Source organism: Flavobacterium sp. 5, from assembly GCF_002813295.1.
In the GTDB taxonomy this organism is placed as follows: domain Bacteria; phylum Bacteroidota; class Bacteroidia; order Flavobacteriales; family Flavobacteriaceae; genus Flavobacterium.
Window position 1 is genome coordinate 2,988,633 of the sequence record NZ_PHUE01000001.1, and the last position, 18,400, is coordinate 3,007,032.

The 18,400-nt window shown below is 31.8% G+C and carries 12 protein-coding genes; 5 read left to right on the forward strand and 7 right to left on the reverse strand.

The window, feature by feature from the left end:
* Together CLU82_RS12260 and CLU82_RS12265 are read left to right on the forward strand one after the other, a co-directional pair.
* On the forward strand, positions 1-687 hold the full coding sequence (locus CLU82_RS12260; protein WP_369829047.1) for a YjjG family noncanonical pyrimidine nucleotidase: 687 nt from the start codon (positions 1-3) through the stop codon (positions 685-687).
* Positions 688-690: 3 nt separating this feature from the next.
* Positions 691-1,458, forward strand: a complete 768-nt coding sequence (locus tag CLU82_RS12265; protein ID WP_100843371.1) for a hypothetical protein — start codon at positions 691-693, stop codon at positions 1,456-1,458.
* Positions 1,459-1,551: 93 nt separating this feature from the next.
* Here the strand turns inward: CLU82_RS12265 and CLU82_RS12270 are convergent, their stop codons facing one another.
* Positions 1,552-2,829 carry a replication-associated recombination protein A gene (locus tag CLU82_RS12270; protein WP_100843372.1) on the reverse strand — a complete coding sequence of 426 codons (1,278 nt, stop codon included), beginning with the start codon at positions 2,827-2,829 and terminating at the stop codon, positions 1,552-1,554.
* Between the two features lie 289 nt (positions 2,830-3,118).
* On the opposite strand from CLU82_RS12270, the gene CLU82_RS12275 reads away from it, so the two are divergent.
* Entirely contained in the window at positions 3,119-3,916 is a 798-nt protein-coding gene (locus CLU82_RS12275; RefSeq protein WP_100843373.1) for a rhomboid family intramembrane serine protease, read from the forward strand.
* Positions 3,917-4,006: 90 nt separating this feature from the next.
* Here CLU82_RS12275 and rlmB read toward each other — a convergent pair whose 3' ends face one another.
* The 6 genes from rlmB to CLU82_RS12305 all read right to left on the reverse strand — a co-directional run bounded on the left by rlmB (position 4,007) and on the right by CLU82_RS12305 (position 17,228).
* Positions 4,007-4,741 carry a 23S rRNA (guanosine(2251)-2'-O)-methyltransferase RlmB gene (rlmB, locus tag CLU82_RS12280; protein ID WP_100843374.1) on the reverse strand — a complete coding sequence of 245 codons (735 nt, stop codon included), beginning with the start codon at positions 4,739-4,741 and terminating at the stop codon, positions 4,007-4,009.
* Between the two features lie 65 nt (positions 4,742-4,806).
* A complete protein-coding gene (locus CLU82_RS12285; protein ID WP_100843375.1) occupies positions 4,807-6,360 on the reverse strand; it encodes a RagB/SusD family nutrient uptake outer membrane protein in 1,554 nt (517 codons plus the stop codon).
* Positions 6,361-6,365: 5 nt separating this feature from the next.
* Positions 6,366-9,437: a SusC/RagA family TonB-linked outer membrane protein gene (locus tag CLU82_RS12290; protein WP_100843376.1), complete on the reverse strand. Its 3,072-nt coding sequence runs from the start codon at positions 9,435-9,437 to the stop codon at positions 6,366-6,368.
* Between the two features lie 1,181 nt (positions 9,438-10,618).
* Positions 10,619-12,082 carry a SusD/RagB family nutrient-binding outer membrane lipoprotein gene (locus CLU82_RS12295; RefSeq protein WP_100843377.1) on the reverse strand — a complete coding sequence of 488 codons (1,464 nt, stop codon included), beginning with the start codon at positions 12,080-12,082 and terminating at the stop codon, positions 10,619-10,621.
* Positions 12,083-12,098: 16 nt separating this feature from the next.
* Positions 12,099-15,260: a SusC/RagA family TonB-linked outer membrane protein gene (locus tag CLU82_RS12300; protein ID WP_100843378.1), complete on the reverse strand. Its 3,162-nt coding sequence runs from the start codon at positions 15,258-15,260 to the stop codon at positions 12,099-12,101.
* A 273-nt stretch (positions 15,261-15,533) separates the two neighbouring features.
* Positions 15,534-17,228 carry a hypothetical protein gene (locus CLU82_RS12305; protein ID WP_100843379.1) on the reverse strand — a complete coding sequence of 565 codons (1,695 nt, stop codon included), beginning with the start codon at positions 17,226-17,228 and terminating at the stop codon, positions 15,534-15,536.
* A gap of 237 nt (positions 17,229-17,465) precedes the next feature.
* On the opposite strand from CLU82_RS12305, the gene rpsL reads away from it, so the two are divergent.
* Entirely contained in the window at positions 17,466-17,849 is a 384-nt protein-coding gene (gene rpsL / locus CLU82_RS12310; RefSeq protein ID WP_007136570.1) for a 30S ribosomal protein S12, read from the forward strand.
* A 73-nt stretch (positions 17,850-17,922) separates the two neighbouring features.
* A complete protein-coding gene (rpsG, locus tag CLU82_RS12315) occupies positions 17,923-18,399 on the forward strand; it encodes a 30S ribosomal protein S7 (RefSeq protein ID WP_026727879.1) in 477 nt (158 codons plus the stop codon).
* Position 18,400: the final 1 nt, after the last annotated feature.

Here is an 18,400-nt window from a genome sequence, read left to right on the forward strand (position 1 = left end):
TTGTCTTCTAAAATAACTGATATTTTCTTTGACTTAGATCATACACTTTGGGATTTTGATGTTAATTCAGAGTTGGCCTTTGAAACTATTTTTAAGAAAGATCATCCCACAATAACAATTACTGATTTTATCGAAAAATATATTCCTATCAATCAAGCATGTTGGAAATTATACCAATATGATAAAATCACTCATGCCGAACTCCGATATAATCGTCTCAAACATACTTTTGACGCATTAGAATATTTTGTGTCAGATGCCCAAATTGAAAGTATTGCCCAAGATTATATTGACTTATTGCCTCAAAATAATTGTTTATTTGATGGTGCAATAGAAGTGCTGGAATATCTTGAAAAAAAGTATAAATTGCATATTATTACTAATGGTTTTGCTGATGTTCAGTATAAGAAAATAAATAATTCAAATATTGCTGTTTTTTTCAATACAATAACCAACTCAGAGATGGCCGGCGTTAAAAAACCTAACCCTGTTATTTTTGAATACGCTCTTGATTTGGCAAAAGCCAATAAAGAAAATAGTATAATGATTGGTGATTGTCTGGAAGCAGATGTGCAAGGTGCATTAAATGCTGGATTAGATGCTATTTTTTTTAATGATAAGAACATCAAGGTAGAACAAAATATTAAACAAGTAACACATTTATTAGAACTAAAAAAATATTTATAAATCATGAAGTCAAAATTTCTATACCTATTATTGTTTGTTTCAAGCATTGGATTTGCTCAATCGGTTAATGATTATACCGCAGTTATTATCCCTTTAAGATATGATTTTCTTAAATCTGATAATCAATACCGTCTTTGTACTTTAACAAAAATGAATTTAAAAAAGGCAGGTTTTGAAGCTTTTTATGCTAATGAAAATTTTCCTAGTGGATACAATGATAGATGTAATTTGTTAAATGTAGATGTAGTAAGGGAAAATGGATTTTTAACCACAAAACTTTACGTGGTCTTTAAGGATTGTAATGGTAAAGAAGTTTTTAAATCCGAAGTAGGGAAAAGCAAAGAAAAAGAGTATGATATAGCTTATGTTGAAGCATTGAATATGGCTTTTCAATCTGTATATGCGTTGAATTATAAATATAGTGGTAAATCAGTCGTAAATAATACAAACAACGGAATGACTTCTCCGCAAGTAGCTTCTTCGGTAGCTGTTGCTCCTGTAGTTGCTGCCGCTGTAGCTGTAAATGTGCCTAGTAGTAATACTGAGCCAGACGGAACGGTATTATTTGCACAGCCAATCAAAAACGGATTTCAATTAATTGATAGCACTCCAAAAGTGGTTATGAAAGTCTATAAAACCACAAACCCTTCAATTTATTTAGCATCTAAAGGAGATATACAAGGAACTTTAGTTTTAAAAGAAAGCCAATGGTACTTTGAATATTACGAGAAAGATGTTTTAATGTCAGAGAAAATAACTGTAAAGTTTTAAATTTAATCAAATCTGACATAAATAACATAGCCCATGGTTTAAATCATGGGCTATGTTATTTATGGGAGGTCTACATTCTGCAAACACAGACTGCTAATACCCATATTTATCCTTCCATCTATTCTTAAGAAATTCACGAGTTGTGTTTTCTCTGGAATTTGTTCCTGGAATATAAATAGGGGTATTACTTAATGATTCTGGTAAAAATTCTTGGTCAGCAAAATTGTTGGCATAATCATGAGAATATTTATAATCTTCACCATATCCTAATTCTTTCATTAATTTGGTAGGAGCATTTCGCAAATGGATAGGTACAGGTAAATCACCAGTTTGTTTCACTAATTGTTGGGCTGTACCAATGGCCAAATAAGAAGCATTACTTTTTGGTGAAGTAGCTAGATAAATAGCACATTGACTCAATATAATTCTACTTTCTGGATACCCAATTGTAGAAACCGCTTGAAAAGCATTATTTGCCATTATAAAAGCCGTTGGATTGGCATTTCCGATATCTTCGCTTGATAAAATCAACATTCTTCGGGCAATAAATTTTACATCTTCACCACCTTCAATCATTCTGGCTAACCAATAGACAGTTCCGTTGGGATCACTCCCACGAATCGATTTTATAAAAGCCGAAACAATGTCGTAATGTTGTTCACCAGTTTTATCATATAAAACTGTATTTTGTTGTACTAATTGAAAAACACGGTCATTGGTGATTACAATTTCGTTTTCAGCGGATGCGTTTACGACCAGTTCAAAAATATTTAATAGTTTACGACCATCACCGCCAGAAAGACGTAATAGAGCTTCTGTTTCAGCTAATTCTATTTTTTTAGATGCTAAATAGCTGTCAATTCTCATTGCTCTATGCAACAAATGCTCCAAATCCACTTTGGTAAAAGCATTCAAGACATAAACCTGACAACGGGACAATAAAGCAGGAATAACTTCAAAACTTGGATTTTCTGTCGTAGCACCAATAAGTGTAATCCAACCTTTTTCAACCGCAGCCAATAATGAGTCTTGTTGCGATTTGCTAAAACGATGAATCTCATCAATAAACAAAATTGGATTTTTGGCTGTAAATAATCCACCGCTTTGTTTCGCTTTTTCAATGACATCTCGAATATCTTTAACTCCCGAATTAATAGCACTTAATATATAAAAAGGGCGATTAGATTCTTGCGCAATAATTTGTGCCAAAGTGGTCTTACCGGTTCCAGGAGGACCCCAGAAAATTAATGAAGGTATGATTCCTTTTGCGATTTGTTGCGTCAACGAACCATTAGGGCCAACCAAATGAGATTGACTAATATAATCTGCTAATTTTTGAGGGCGTATACGTTCTGCTAATGGTGCTTCCATTTTGTAAAATTACACATTTTTTATATTTTTTTGAAGCAAATCCAGTACTACATTGCAAGTCCTCGCTGCCTCAACTATTTTTCTAACCATAAAAGGAGCTCCCTTTGGTTGCTCTTTTATTGCAAGAAAAATGAGTTGTTTCAGCTGTGGGCTTTTCATTTCGATCTGGGCTAGGGCATTAGTTTTTATAACAAATATAGATTTATATGACAAAATAGCACTACATTACTTTTGGTTACATTTTTGATTTACATTAAAAGCTTATTTTGACAATTTATATAGTCTGGAAATGGAAGAAAATAATTTTAAATTTACCAATGTAGTAATAGGAATGCCACTTTTTTTTGTGCTGTTTCTGTGGTTCATATATTGGTTAGAAATCCGTTTTAGTTTCGACTTTGATGATAATGGAATTTTGCCTAGAACTGCTTCTGGTTTACAAGGCATTATTTTTAGCCCGTTTATTCATTCGAATATTGAGCATCTTTATAATAATTCCATTCCATTAGTAGTTCTATTAGCAGCTTTGTTCTTTTTTTATAGCAAAGAAGCTTGGGGAATTTTGGTATTTGGAATTTTACTTTCGGGTAGTTTAACATGGCTTATTGGAAGAGAAAATTATCACATCGGGGCTAGTAGTTTAATCTATGTTTTGGTTTCTTTTATTTTCTTTAAAGGGCTTCAAACGCAATATTATCGTTTAGTAGCTTTATCGCTAACTGTTGTCGTTCTATATGGTGGAATGGTTTGGTATGTTTTTCCAAAAATAGATGACACTATTTCTTGGGAAGGACATTTATCAGGATTAATTTCAGGCTTAGTGCTTACTTTTTTCTATAAAAAAACAGAATTTAAAAAAGTGATAAAATACGATTGGGAACGCCCTGATTACAATTCTGCCGAAGATAAATTTATGCAACGATTTGATGAGAATGGTAATTTTGTCAATTTGCCAAAACCTGAAATTGAAGAAGAAAACCAAACAGAAATCAATCCTTTTTTTCTGTCTAGTACAAATGTAGTCTATGATTATATAGAAAATCCAGAGTTTGTAAATGAAAAAAATGAATCAAAACTAGAGTCTTGATTCATTTTTTTATCTAAATTTTATATTTAAAATTGAAAGATTTCAATTTTTCCGTGCAATCTAAAATCTAAATTCTAAATTCTGCGATCTTTAACTTCTCTGTCTTACTGTTTCATATAAAAAGGCACCACAAGCTACAGAAACATTTAAAGATCCAATAGTTCCAAACATTGGAAGTTTTGCTTTCTCATCTACAATTTTAAGTACAGAAGGGTTTACTCCTCTATCCTCCGAACCCATAATAATTGCTAATGGTTCATTTAGAGATATATCATAAATATTTTGGTCCGTCTTTTCAGTTGCAGCAACAGTTTTTATGCCGCTTGCCTGCAAAAGGAAAATAGCATCTTTTATATGTTCTACTTTACAGATAGGTATATTAAATACTGCACCTGCCGAAGTTTTTACTGTATCGCCATTTACTGGAGCAGAGCCTGCTTTTTGAACAATAATACCATTAACACCTGTACATTCTGCTGTTCTAATGATTGCACCAAAATTACGCGCATCCGAAATTTGATCCAAAATTAAAAACAATGGTTTTTTACCATTTTCAATAACTGTATCTATCAAGGTTTCTAAATCAAAAAATGAAATAGGAGATATGCTTGCTACAGCACCTTGATGATTATTAGGAGTCAATCGGTTTAGTTTTTCTACAGGAACGTAAGAGAAATTGATATTGCCACGTTTCATCACTTTCATTAAATCTTTCATTAGTTCGCCACTAGCTTCCTTCTGAATGTATACTTTATCAACTGTTGCGCCCGCTTGTATGGCTTCAATTATTGCTCTGATTCCAAATATTTGATGTTCTTTTTCCATGGCGCAAAGATATAAAAAAAACCATCCCCAAAATGAGGATGGTTTTAGAAAAAAAAACATGATTTTTAATTAAACGTTGGAATGTTAGTGTCGTCAGTTCTAGTTGGATTACTTTCTATATTATAGTGGGCGACCATTCCTGTAGGATCATTTGAAGCACCACCAAAGGTATATAATGGTAATTGAAGAACTTGTAATATTTTTGATGGAATAGGGAAATGTCTAAAAGTTCCTATTTGAAGTTGATTAGTTCTTCTTCTATCAAAGAATCCTCCACCAACAACTCCATTGAATAACTCAACATATCGTTCATAAAATATAGCATCTAATACTTGATCTTTTGTTGCAGAGTTTGCTATAGCGGGTAATTCACCTCTTGTCGTTCTAGTTCCATTGTTTATTATTGTAATTGCGGAAGCTAAATTGTTTAATCTTGCGTTTGCTTCGGCTAGTAGCATATCATTATCTGCTTTAGCAAAAGTAATCATCCTTTTTGTGTCAGATCCATCTGAAAAGTTTGGATCACTTATGTATCTCGTACTGATATAGTGAGAAAAATGATATTTACCTCTAGCAGGATTAAACTCGACAGAACTTTCAAAATTAAAATCGGTAGTTATTCTTTTGTCCGCTGTTGTTATAGATGGATTTGCTATTGGAGTTGTGGTAGGATAAAATTTAGGTTGCGTAGGATCCATTAAATTAATGATTCTCATGTCTAGTCTTCCTCCTGACTCCTGGAATCCATTTGGAGAATTAGATAAAAGTACAACGTTGCTCCACCAACTTGTGCCATTATCACCTAATGGACCAAAATCTTCTTGTATTCCATTTTCGGCAAATGTTTTTACTTTTGCCCAATCTATTGCATCAGTTTCACTTTGTGTTCTTGCAGCTTGAACAATAAATCTTGCAGAATATGAATTAGCAAGTTTTAATAATTTATCATTATCTAAAGTGTACCCATTAATAATATTTGAAGGTAATTCAAATGTATTATTTGTAGATAGTAGGATTGACTTGTTAAGGTCATCAATTGCTGCTGTGATAAGGTCATTATAACTTGATACTATCGGTGTAGCAAGCGGATCGGTGTTTTCATCTATTATTATAGCTTTGTCAAACATTAATCCAAGATATCCTAAAGAAATACCTCTTAAGAAGTAGGCAGATGCTAAAATAGAATTCGTTTCGTCAACATCATCTTTGTAATATTTAACGCCGTTTTTAATAGCTTTTATGACATCTGAAGCACTTGATGCTGCAGAATAATAACTTGACCATGGTTGAAGTATTACACTTGCATCAGACCAAGAATTAGTGTTTGGTATTGAATTCCGAGGTTCGTTAGATAATGTTCTCATACCATAATTTCCCCAAGAACAGGTAGCTATATCCCCAGCTACAGATAAAGCTGGATAGACATCACTATTGCTTCCATACCACCAAGAGTTAAATCCTCCTGCTATAACAGAAACTAAGTCATTTCCATTTGCTAGCACTTGTTCGGCATTTGGGTCGTTATTGTTTTTTACATTGTCAATATCATTCGTGCAGGAGTTTATGCTAAGTGATATACAAATTAGCATAATTATTTTTAGTTTAAATATCGTTCTCATAATTATTAAAATTTAAATTGAACAGAAAGTGAAAATGATTTTAAAGTAGGGTATGAAAAATTATCTACTTTAAAAACATTCGGATCACCTCCAGGATTGTTTGAATTACTACCAGTACCATCCGTACTTCTTGAGGTTAATTCCGTTCTTGTGTTTTCCGATGGAGATGAGATTTCTGGATCTTGACCAGTGTAATCAGTGAAGGTTAATAGGTTTCTTCCAACTATGCCGAACTTTACTTCATCAATAAAACCTACGTTCTTACCAATTTTTTCTTTTGTTAAGGTGTAGTATAGTGAACATTCTTTTAATCTTACAAATGATCCATCTTCTACGAATGCTGAACTTGCTTGGTTTGTATTGTATAGACCAGCTGCAGAGGCATAAAAATCATCTGTTAATCCTTCGTTTTGGATGTCAGCGCTTCTGGAGTCTCTGTATAGCCATTGTTTTACTTTGTTGTATATGTCACCTCCTTTTTTCCAATAAATTAAACCATATAAAGTAAAATCTTTATATCTTAAATTAGTAGTAAAACTCATGTTAAAATCAGGAGTGATATCTCCAATTTTGACATTAGTATTCCCTTTGTCATCTTTGTATTTTACAGGGAGTCCTGTGGTATTACTAACAACGTATCCTTTTGAGTTTATATTGTAATCTGATTGATTTAAGCCACTTGGTAAGTCATTTAATGTTGTTATAAATTTGTCACCATACATGGCTCCAAAATTTTCACCTTGAGCTACTAAGAAAAACGATGATTCTTGTGTTCCAGGTCCAGTATAATAACTAGGTACATCAAGTCTTTTAACTTTTTGAGATGATTTGTCCCATAAAACATTCAAATCCCAATTCCAATCTTTGTTGTTAATTATATTCACACCTAAACTTGCTTCATATGAAGACGCTTCCATTTCGCCGGCATTTCTCCATTGACCTGAATAACCTGTTAGACCATTGAGTGGTACTAATAAAATTTGATCATCGGTATTTGTTTTTACATAGTTAAATTCAGCATTGAATCTTTTAAGAAAAGAAATGTTAAAACCTAATTCTATTTCTTTTGCTACAGCTGGTCTTAATTCTTCATTACCTAAAGTAGATTTAGAAGCAGTTCCATTTTGTAAAGTAAAAGTTTCATCTCTCATTCCATACAAAGGTCTGATTCCAGCAGTTCCTATAGAAGCTCTTAATTTAAATTCTTCAATACCATTTATGTTAGAATCGCTTGTGATTATTCTATAAGCGCCACTAGCTCTGTAATAGTTATTCCATCTTGTGTTTTCTCCAAATAGTGATGAACCCTCAATTCTATATGCAACACTAAATAATGCTCTTTTTAAATAATCAGCATCTAATACTCCGTAATAACTATCTGTAATTATTTCTTCACTTCTTGATGTTGTTTGTTTTGTAGGTCCAAGTAAATTATCGAGAGTTTTAATATCTGACACTGCTAGCCCAGAACCTTCAGTTCTACTAAAATCATTTTTATAACGTTCGTCTAAAAAACCTACTTTTAAATTACCATTAAAGTCTCCAAAAGATTTTGAGAATAGACCTTCTGCTCTTAGATTTTCAGCTTTACCTGAAAAGGTTGCTTTTGCTAAATAACCATTATTTAAATTGGTACGAGGTTTACTCCCTAAATAACCTTTATTGAAAAAATCAACAAAATTACTTTGTTCGAAATCTATTGAATATTCTGCTGTAGCCTTAAACCATTTAGTTACATCGTATGCGGCATTATAACTTCCTATGAATCTATTTCTTTCTTCAGTTCTATCATTATTTGCTATGATATACAAAGGATTTTCTTCTGTGGTAGTAAATTCAGAGGGTTGATATAAAAATGGAGTCCCATTAGCATTAGGAGCGTCCAAATTCGATATAGGTTCTAATATTATTGCATCAAATAGAACTCCGTTATTTCCCATTATAAAAGGGTCTTTTTTTGAATTGCTATAAACCATAGATGCACCAATTTTAAATTTATCTGAAATCTTATGATCTAGATTTAATCGGAAGTTATTACGAGAATAGGTATTAGTTAGATCTATAACACTTTTTGAATCTTGTCTATCGTAGGATAATAAAAAATTAGTTGGGTCATTACCTCCTTCAACAGCTAGGTGATGAGAAGTGAATGAACCTGATCTATAAACTCTGTCTTGAAGATCATACATTTTATATTTTGAAGGGTAAGGATTGTTTCCAAGGTTATCTGTTTCTACAATCCTATTACCTGTTGCATCATATGCAAAGTCTGTACCATCAGGTGTTAGCTCATATTTGTGTTGAGTTGCTAAATCTAATTTATTAGTTATGTTACTGAATCCACTTTCTGTACGATAAGTGATTCTTGATTTTCCATTTAATCCTTTACCTCTTTTTGAAAAAATTTGTATAACACCACTTGCAGCTCTTGATCCATATAAAGATGCTCCTGCAGCTCCTTTTACTACTTCAATTCTCTCTATGTCTTGTGTGTTTATATCTGCCAATCCTCCTTCTAAAATTACTCCATCTAAAATAACCATTGGTTTTTGTCCAGTACTTAATGAATTTGCTGAGCGTAATTGAACAGCTATTTCGCTTCCTGGTTCTCCTGAGGCTGAGTTAATTTTTAAACCTGACACTTTTCCTTGTAGTGCAGTAATTGCATCTAAAGCGGGTACTTTTTCAAGAGCAGATGCGTTAACTTGACCAACAGAATAAGTCATCTCTTTAATGCTTCTGCCTTTTGCGTTACCAGTAACTACTACACTTTCTAATTGCGTTGCATCACTTGCTAGTTTTACATTAATTGTTGTTGAGTTCGCAGATTTTTCTGATGTTTTCATCCCAATATAACTAAATATTAGTACATCACTTGGTTGAGCTTTGATAGAAAATTTCCCATCAAAATCTGATTGCGTTCCATTTTTTGTTCCTTTTATTAATACGCTTACACCTGGTAAAGGCATACCTGCATTATCAGAAACAACCCCTGAAACAGACCTTTCTTGCGCAAAAGTTAGTTGCGCCACTAGTACTACAAGGAGAACTAGGAATCCATTGAATTTTAGTTTCATTTTTAAATATTTTGAATTAGTTATGTAAAAATCATAATTATATGTTAATTAACCTAATAATGGTTCTGTTTTTTTAGAGTTAAAGCCAAAAATTAACATTATAACTTATCATTGTGTTTATGTTATATAATTTTATTTTTTCTTTTTTTTATTAGCATTACTGATTGAAAACATTAATAAAAATTTAAGATTTATTTTCTTGATTTGCATTTAATTCCTTGAAATTCATTAGTGTTGATTTATATTAATTAAAGATTTAGTTCTTATTATAAGGCTAGTTTTATGAAGGGTTATAGAATAGATTTTAGTAAATTAATTGTGAATTTGAGGTGTTATTATGTTTTTTTTTTAAATATTTTTTAACTTTTTATTAGTAAGTAAATGCTTTATTTTTTTTTAAATTTATTTACTAACGATTTTTCTTAAGAATTTCTGTCAATAATATTCAAGTCTATTTGTGATGTTTAAATTGGATAAGTTTTGATCTCGGAATGAATTTGTAGTTGTTATTCTATTTCTTAAAACAAAAAGTTGAATTTTAGTGTGATTTTATTTGAAATAAAACAGTGTACTTTTACAGCTAGTTTTGAATGAGAATATGTTTTTAATAGTATTTTAAAGAAGAAATTAACTAAATTAGGTTCAATATTAAATGTTGTAGGAAAGTGTTACAGAAACACAATTAGTACTTTGGAATAGATAATAGGATTTAAATATGATTATTTTGTTCTAGAAGCTAGATGTAAAACAAGAGAAATAGATTCATGTTTGATGAAAATATTAAAGACGAATGTCATGATTATTGTTAAATAATATTTCAGAAAATATATTGAAAATATAAGAAAACAGTATTTTTTTATTATGCTACAAAAAAAATACTTTTAAATTTTATAGCGCTTAATGAATGATTATTGGGAGTAATTTAGTCAAGTTTATACAAGTGATGTAGTAATTATTTGTATGAAAAAGTTTTGTCGAAGGTGTTCAAATTTGGCTTTATTGAAATGTGGAATTGACATATTTTCATAAGTGTTTGATTGTAATTTTAGGTTGTGATCACATATTGAAATAAGTATGAGGAAAAACATTCATATAAAAAAACCATCCCGAAAAATGGGATGGTTTTTAATTTTATTTAAATTTATGTTCTTTCTTGAATTAGATATTTGTGGAAAAAAATATTAGCGAGTTCCTCCAGCCCACCAAACTTTTTCTGAATATACATAAGTTCCATTACCAAATGCTGCTTTGACATTATCGTTTGTAGACACATCAGAATCTCCATATGGTAATCTAAGTGGGAACTGAGTTGTGTTTTTAGGATTTGCCAATTGAATTGGATGTGCCGCTGCAGATCCATACATAGCTAGTAAACGTCTGTAGTCATTGTATGCCTCAACTGATTCGTTTTCGTAGAAAGATAGATATTTTTGTACTGCAATCTCTTTTAATAAATCGGCATTAGTTACAATGTTTAATCCAGCAACATAGCTTGCAGCATCTGTTTCTGAAAAATTAACAGCCTCATCTTTATTGAAAGCGGCATTTACAGCATCTGTTAAAGAGCTTGTACTTGTTACAGCAGGTGAATTTCTTGCTTCAGCTTCAGCCTTGATAAACAACAATTCGTGGTAGCTTAACATAAAAATTGGATTAGTTTCGTCTATTAAAGCTGAATACGAATATTTTTGACTTTGAATACTAACACCATTCTCAAAAAATTCGTAGGTAAGAGGGGCTCCAGTTGTTTTTTTAATTTTTTCAAAATAACCTTCAGCACGAGGGTCATTTGCTCTAACGTTTAGTTTGTCAAATAAACTTTTACTTGCAAATAAATAGCCTCTGTCATTATCAAATTGAAAATAAGGATTTGGAATATTTGCATTTTTCATCTTTAGTTCCTCACTGTTATCTGTAAAGGATTTACTAACATAGGTTAATACTTTAGCATAGTCAGGATTTTTAAAAGAAAGGCGCAGAGTATAACGAGCTAACAAACCATTAGCAGCTTTTATCCATTGGGATGTGTCTCCTCCATAGATTAAATCTTGTGTTCCTAAATTTGGATAAACCGAAGATGTTGTTTTCTCTAAGTTAACTATAGCATCTTCCAAAGTTGAAAAAACAATCTTGTATAGATCTTCTTGACGGTCAATTTTAGGTTGAAAAATAACACCAGGTTGGAAGGATTCAGATAAAGGGACATCTCCATACATATCTGTTAGTAAAGCTAAGTTGTATGCGTATAGGATTTGTGCTATTCCTAATGTGCTGTAGTTCCCTATTTCGTTACCCGTAGAACATTTGTTCATGATTCGCTTTAGATTCAATAATGTTTGATATTGACTGTTCCAAGCGTTGTTAAAAGTTGTTTGATTTTGAGGCTCGCCATTTCTTATCTCAGCATTGTACATCTGACCAAAACCACCTGCGTTTAATTCCATATAAACACCAGTATAGAAAGCTAGATCCGAACCAGTATTACTAAATGCAGTACTTGTCATAGCATCAGTAATGGCAAAACGGCTTGGAGCATCAATTGGATTGTTTACATTGGTATTGATATCGTCCATTACATCCTCTGAACAAGAATTTAATGAAATTGACGCAATCACCAAAAGTAATAAGACTTTATATTTTTTCATGATTTTTTGAATTATATTAATTAATTGTTAGATTCATTCCAACTCCAACACTTGTTGTTTGTGGAATAGATAGTCGCTCAAAACCTCCTGCCATATTATTATTTCCTTGTGATGATTCTGGATCTAAATTTGGTAGTTTAGATGATAACAAAATGTTTCGTGCAAAAGCAGAAAAACGTATGTCGAATCCTTTTGAAAATTGTGGCATAGTGTATCCTATTGAAATTTCTCTAAGTTTTACAAAAGATGCATCATATATGGCTGATTCAGCAATGTTTGAATATCTTGTATAAGTATCTTGTTTGGTAGCTCCTTTTGTATTTACTTCTCCAGTTTTTGTTACTCCCTCTTGAACTAATAGTTCATCACGGTTTCCTGTTTTAGCACTCAGTCCGTAAGTGTCTAACAATGAATTTGTTCCGCTATACATCTTTCCTCCGTTTTTCCATTCGAAGGTAGCAGCAAGAGTTATTTGTTTGTATCTAAAAGAAGTTGATCCTCCTAAGTTGAATTTTGGAGCTACTTGTCCAAGTGCTTTAGTTTCTCCAGCTAGAGCCAATCCCTTAGAATCAACTATAATATTTCCTTTATCATCTCTTGCAAAAGATGTTCCGTATATAACTGGGAAACGTTCTCCTACACTAGCTCTAATTTGTGGTGTTGAAAACCCACCTAAGAAAATATTATCTACTCCCGGTTTAAGTTCGTCTACATAATTGTCTGTTTTTGTAAAATTTGCAGATAAGGTCCAGTCAAAATTAGTTGTTTTTACTGGAATAACGGTTACTAATAATTCATGACTGTTAGTATGAATTTTTCCTCCATTCGTACGGTAACTTGCTGCACCTGTAGAACCAGCTAATGGCACATCAAAGATTTGATCAATTACGTTTTGTCTAGCGTATGTATAATCTATACTAATACGATTTTCAAATAATCGCAATTCTCCACCTAGTTCATATGATTTTGTATTTTGAGGTTTTAAGTTCGAATCATACACTAGATTGTTTGGGATGTATGAATTTATTCCACCAAGAGGGTAATTTACGGGACTGTTTGCCCAGAAACCACCACCATAGGATGGTACCGTGTAATAATTATCAAAATAAGTACCAGCTTGACCTACTTCAGCCCAAGACCCTCTTAATTTGGCAAAAGATATTGTTGAGTTTCCTTTTAACGCCTCCAATTCTGTCAATACAAGACCTAATGAAACTGAAGGGTAAACAAATGAACGATTATCTCTAGGCATTGATGATACAATATCTTTTCTTACTGTAGTTCCAAGGAAGATAAAGTTTTTGTATGAAAGATTTAGATTTCCAAATAAACCAAAAGTACGGTTTTTAGTAATGTTATCAGTTGCAACTGTTTGTTTTGCGTTACCTAAATTAGCCCAACCTCCAAAGTTAAGGTCGTTTCCTATCATGTCGTATGATTTTTCATACCTATCATTAATCTCATTACCAGCTAAAGCTGTTAAATTTAAATCATCTGAAATTTTGTATTCATAATTTACTGTAAATAATGAATTTATTGTTCTAGATGTAATTCCATAAAGATCTAAATGACCTTGTGTAGTTTGTTTATTTCCGTATTCTTGTATATCTCTATAATTGGTGGTATATGAATCTGCACCAAGTTGATAACGGAATGATATTTTATGTTGATCGTTTGTTGATATTTTTGGTGCAAATTCTACGTAGCTATTTCCATAAAAACGATCCGTTTGTTCGTCAAATATATTATGTGCAGCAGCCCAATATGGATTATTGAAACCAGTTGGTCTGTAATAAATTTGCTTATATGGGTCTAACGGATTTTCATATCCGTTTCCTTTTAAATCGTAGCTTATAGGACTTGCAAATGCTCCAGCAACAGATGAATCATTAGCGCCAGTAGCTTTTTCAATTTTAGTTTGAACGTAATTACCAACAAAACCCGTTTTCCATTCATCTGATAGTTTTGTACTGAATGCGGCTTTTGCATTATAACGATCAAAACCAGTAGCAGGAATAAAGCCATCTTGGTTTGATGATCCTAAGCTAAATGCGTAATTGCTTTTTTCAGTTGCTTGTGTTATGCTAAAAGAATTGTTTACTGTAATTCCTGTTTTGAAAAAATCACCAAAATTGTCATATACTTTAGGACTTACCCATGGGTCTAAGCCAGCAGTAGCTCTTTGTGGTACATAATATTTCCCAGCGTTTGTTGTTATATCTCCACCATTCAATACGTTGGAAATGTTACCTCCGTATTTTGGATCGTTTGGTAAACTAGAAATTTTAGGCCCCCAGCTCAATGAGCTTGTTGGGTCATATGTATTAGTTGACCCTTGAGCATATTCAGTCTGATAATCAGGTTTTCTAGATACGTTGTCTGCAGTAATCGAAGTAGAAAAACTTATTGTAGGTTTTCCATTTTTAGAAGCTCCTTTGCCACTTTTTGTGGTAATTACTATAACTCCGTTTGAAGCTCTAAGTCCATAAATTGCTGATGCAGCTTGGCCTTTTAGAACGTTTATAGATTCAATATCGTTTGGATCAATGTCTATTGCTCTGTTTGAACTATCCGATCCTGTTACGCTGTCCCCAGTGCTGTAATCTGCTTGAGATGCTACTGGCATGCCATCAATTACATATAATGGTGTGTTGTTTCCTGTAAAAGAACGAGCTCCACGAATTACAATTTGAGAAGAGGCTCCTGGAGCACCGCTTGAAGGTGTAATTTGAACACCTGCTAACTTTCCTTGAAGGGCTCCAGCTAGGCTATTGTTATTACCTTTGGTAAGTTCTTCAGCTTTAACTTCTTGTGTAGCATATCCTAATGCTTTTTTCTCTCTCTTAATACCCATGGCAGTTACAACAACAATTTCAAGTTGTGTAGCGTCACTTGTTAATTTTGTGTTTACTGTTGTTGAACTAGCACTTTTTTCTGAAGGCTTCATGCCTACATAGGTAAATACCAAGATGTCACTTGGTGCTGCTTTAATGGTATACTTACCATCGAAATCTGATTGAGTTCCATTTTTTGTACCTTTAATTAATACACTTACACCCGGTAAAGGCATACCTGCATTGTCGGAAACAATACCTGAAACAGATCTTTCTTGCGCAAAAGTTAGTTGCGCCACTAGTACTACAAGGAGTACTAAGAATCCATTGAACTTTAGTTTCATTTTTAAATATTTTGAATTAGTGCGGCAAAAATCATAATAATTTGTTAACCATCCTATAACATTCAATTTTTTTATGCGCGCATAATTACTTTATATTTTTAACTTATAACTAGGATAATGTTATAAATAAATATTAAAAATAATAAAATTTAAGGTGTTTTTTAACATATTCTTGCGTGAATATTTAAAAAAAGGCAATTTGCGCAATAATAAAAATGTATTTTTATAACAAATTAACTAAATAATGTTATAAAAACAACAGATCTTGTCTTGTTAAAATTTTATGCTGTAATTTAACGTAACGTTGGTATTGAAAAATTTAATTTCATTGTTGCTTTGTTTGCCATTTGTGATGGCGAATTTTAATAACCCATTTGTGGTTTGTGTACCTAACCCGAGGCCTATGCCTAGAAGTTTTTTGTTGGTTTTTGTAGTAGCAAAAGTTGTTGGATCTTCGTAGTAACAGTAATCTAATATAGAGTTAAGGTATAAATTAGACGAAATTAAATACCTATATTCTGTCATAATAGCAATCATCAAATTTGCTTGTAGGCTATTCTCTGAAAACCCTCTTATGGAGTTAATTCCTCCAAAACGATATAATTCATTTGTAATGTAATCTTGGCTTTTTAAATAATAATTCTGGTTTTTAACATTTATAATATTTTTCTCATTAATGTAAAAATCATTCATTATGTTAAAATTTACAAAATTTTGCTTTAAGGAAGGATTTGTACTTGTTGTTCGATTTCCTGTACCAAGAGCTAAGTTTATGTATGATTTTATTGAAAACAGTTTGTTTTTTGAGTTGTTTTTTTTAAATTCAATTGTTGTGGTGTAGAAAGTGTTTTTGTAGTCTGTCAAACTTTGACTGTTTAGATTTTGAATATCGCTTGATTCGGTCGATTCGTAGCCAAGGTAGATCCTTTTATTGTAATTTAGTAAATAACCCAATTGCAATAAAGTTTTTGTGTTTTGAAAAATACTGTCTTGTTTGAAAATGTTGATTTGTGCTTTTATTGCTACTGCACTGTTGAATAAATAGGGTATGTTTAAACTGGCGTTAAAAAGTTTTTGTTTATTTCCATCGTTTTTCCAATAAATGGATAATTCTTCTCCGTTTTTAATTGCATTAACCAAGGTTAGATCTAAATAACCGTTAAATTGTATTTTTTTATTTTCAGAACTGTTGAATCCTAAGTAGCCGTCAAAATTGTTGGCTTTTCTTTTTTCTAAATAAACAAATACTTTAGTGGTGTCTTTGGTGAATAATATCTCAGGTGCTTTGATCTGATTAATAAATCCAAATTCTTCAAAATCGTGTTGAATTTGTTTTACAGTTTCTTGGTTGAAGATTGTGTTTTTGTGTTTTTTATTGATTTCTTTTTCTGCTCCTTTAGGAAAGAGTTTTTTTTGTTGATTGGAGTATTTTATGTCAATCGAGTTTATATTTCTTTTGTTGTCTTTTGAGATTGATAAATCTGCATATAGGTTTTGTTTTTTTTGTTGAATGTTGGTGAGTTTTACTTTTGCGAATGCATAACCATTTCTTTCCAAATTTTGTATAGTGTGTTTTAAAAAGGGTTCTATTTGAGAATATGGTAATATTATAGAATCTTGTTTTGTATTGAATAAATTATCTAGGAAGGGATCTTTTTTTATACCTATATATATATGTATGTTTTTGATTCTTTTTTCAAGGTATATTTTTGCTGTATAAATACTGTCATTATCTTTGTTTTTCTCAGTTATTTGATTGTTTATATAGCCTATTTCGGTTAGTTTTTTACTAACTGTATTTATTTCTTCAATTAGTTGTTTAGCGCTTTGCTGGTTTTTTGAGTATCCGATGGAATCAATTATTTTGGTCTCAATTGATGTATTGCCAATTATTTTTAATTGAAGAGTTTGACCTTTGGAAGTCAAATAAGTAAGTAAAAAAAATAGAATAAGAATTTTAGATTTCAATTTTGATTTCTTTTTAATAAAACTAACGCAAATATCTATCGTTTGTTACAATAATCATAATGTTTGTTTTTTAAGTTGTTATTGTTTTTTTTGATTGAGTCTATTTAATTAGAAAATAAATTTTTACTTCTACTGAAAATAAATGAATTATGATTTGTGGAGTAAAAATTAATTCATACATTTGCAACCCCGTAAAAAGCGGGATTTTAATATAATAAGAAATTTTAGTATTTAATTATGCCAACAATTCAACAATTAGTAAGAACAGGAAGAACTCAGATAACTAAGAAGAGTAAATCGGTTGCTTTAGATTCTTGTCCTCAAAGAAGAGGGGTTTGTACGCGTGTTTACACTACTACACCAAAAAAACCAAACTCTGCAATGCGTAAAGTAGCGCGTGTACGTTTGACAAATGGTAATGAAGTGAATGCTTACATCCCTGGAGAAGGACACAATTTACAAGAGCACTCGATAGTATTAGTTAGGGGTGGAAGGGTAAAAGATTTGCCAGGAGTTAGATATCACATCGTTCGTGGTGCACTTGATACATCAGGTGTAGCAGGAAGAACGCAAAGAAGATCTAAATACGGAGCAAAAAGACCAAAAGAAGCGAAAAAGTAATTTAAAAAGTTATGTTTAATGTAGTGTGATTTATCGTGCTAGATTATTCGTGAAATTTTATTAAAAAAAAGACATGAGAAAAAGAGCGGCAAAGAAAAGACCACTTTTACCAGATCCAAGGTTTAATGACCAATTGGTAACACGTTTTGTGAACAACTTAATGTGGGATGGTAAGAAATCAACAGCTTTTAAAGTTTTTTATGATGCAATTGACATCATTGAAACTAAAAAACAAAATGACGAAAAAACTTCATTAGAAATCTGGAAAGATGCTTTGACAAACGTTATGCCTCACGTAGAAGTACGTAGTCGTAGAGTAGGTGGAGCTACATTTCAAATTCCAATGCAAATTAGACCAGATAGAAAAATTTCTATGGCAATGAAATGGTTGATTCTTTATTCAAGAAGAAGAAACGAAAAATCAATGGCTCAGAGATTAGCTTCAGAATGTTTAGCTGCTGCTAAAGAAGAAGGAGCTGCTGTTAAGAAAAGAATGGATACTCACAAGATGGCAGAAGCTAATAAAGCTTTCTCTCACTTTAGATTTTAAT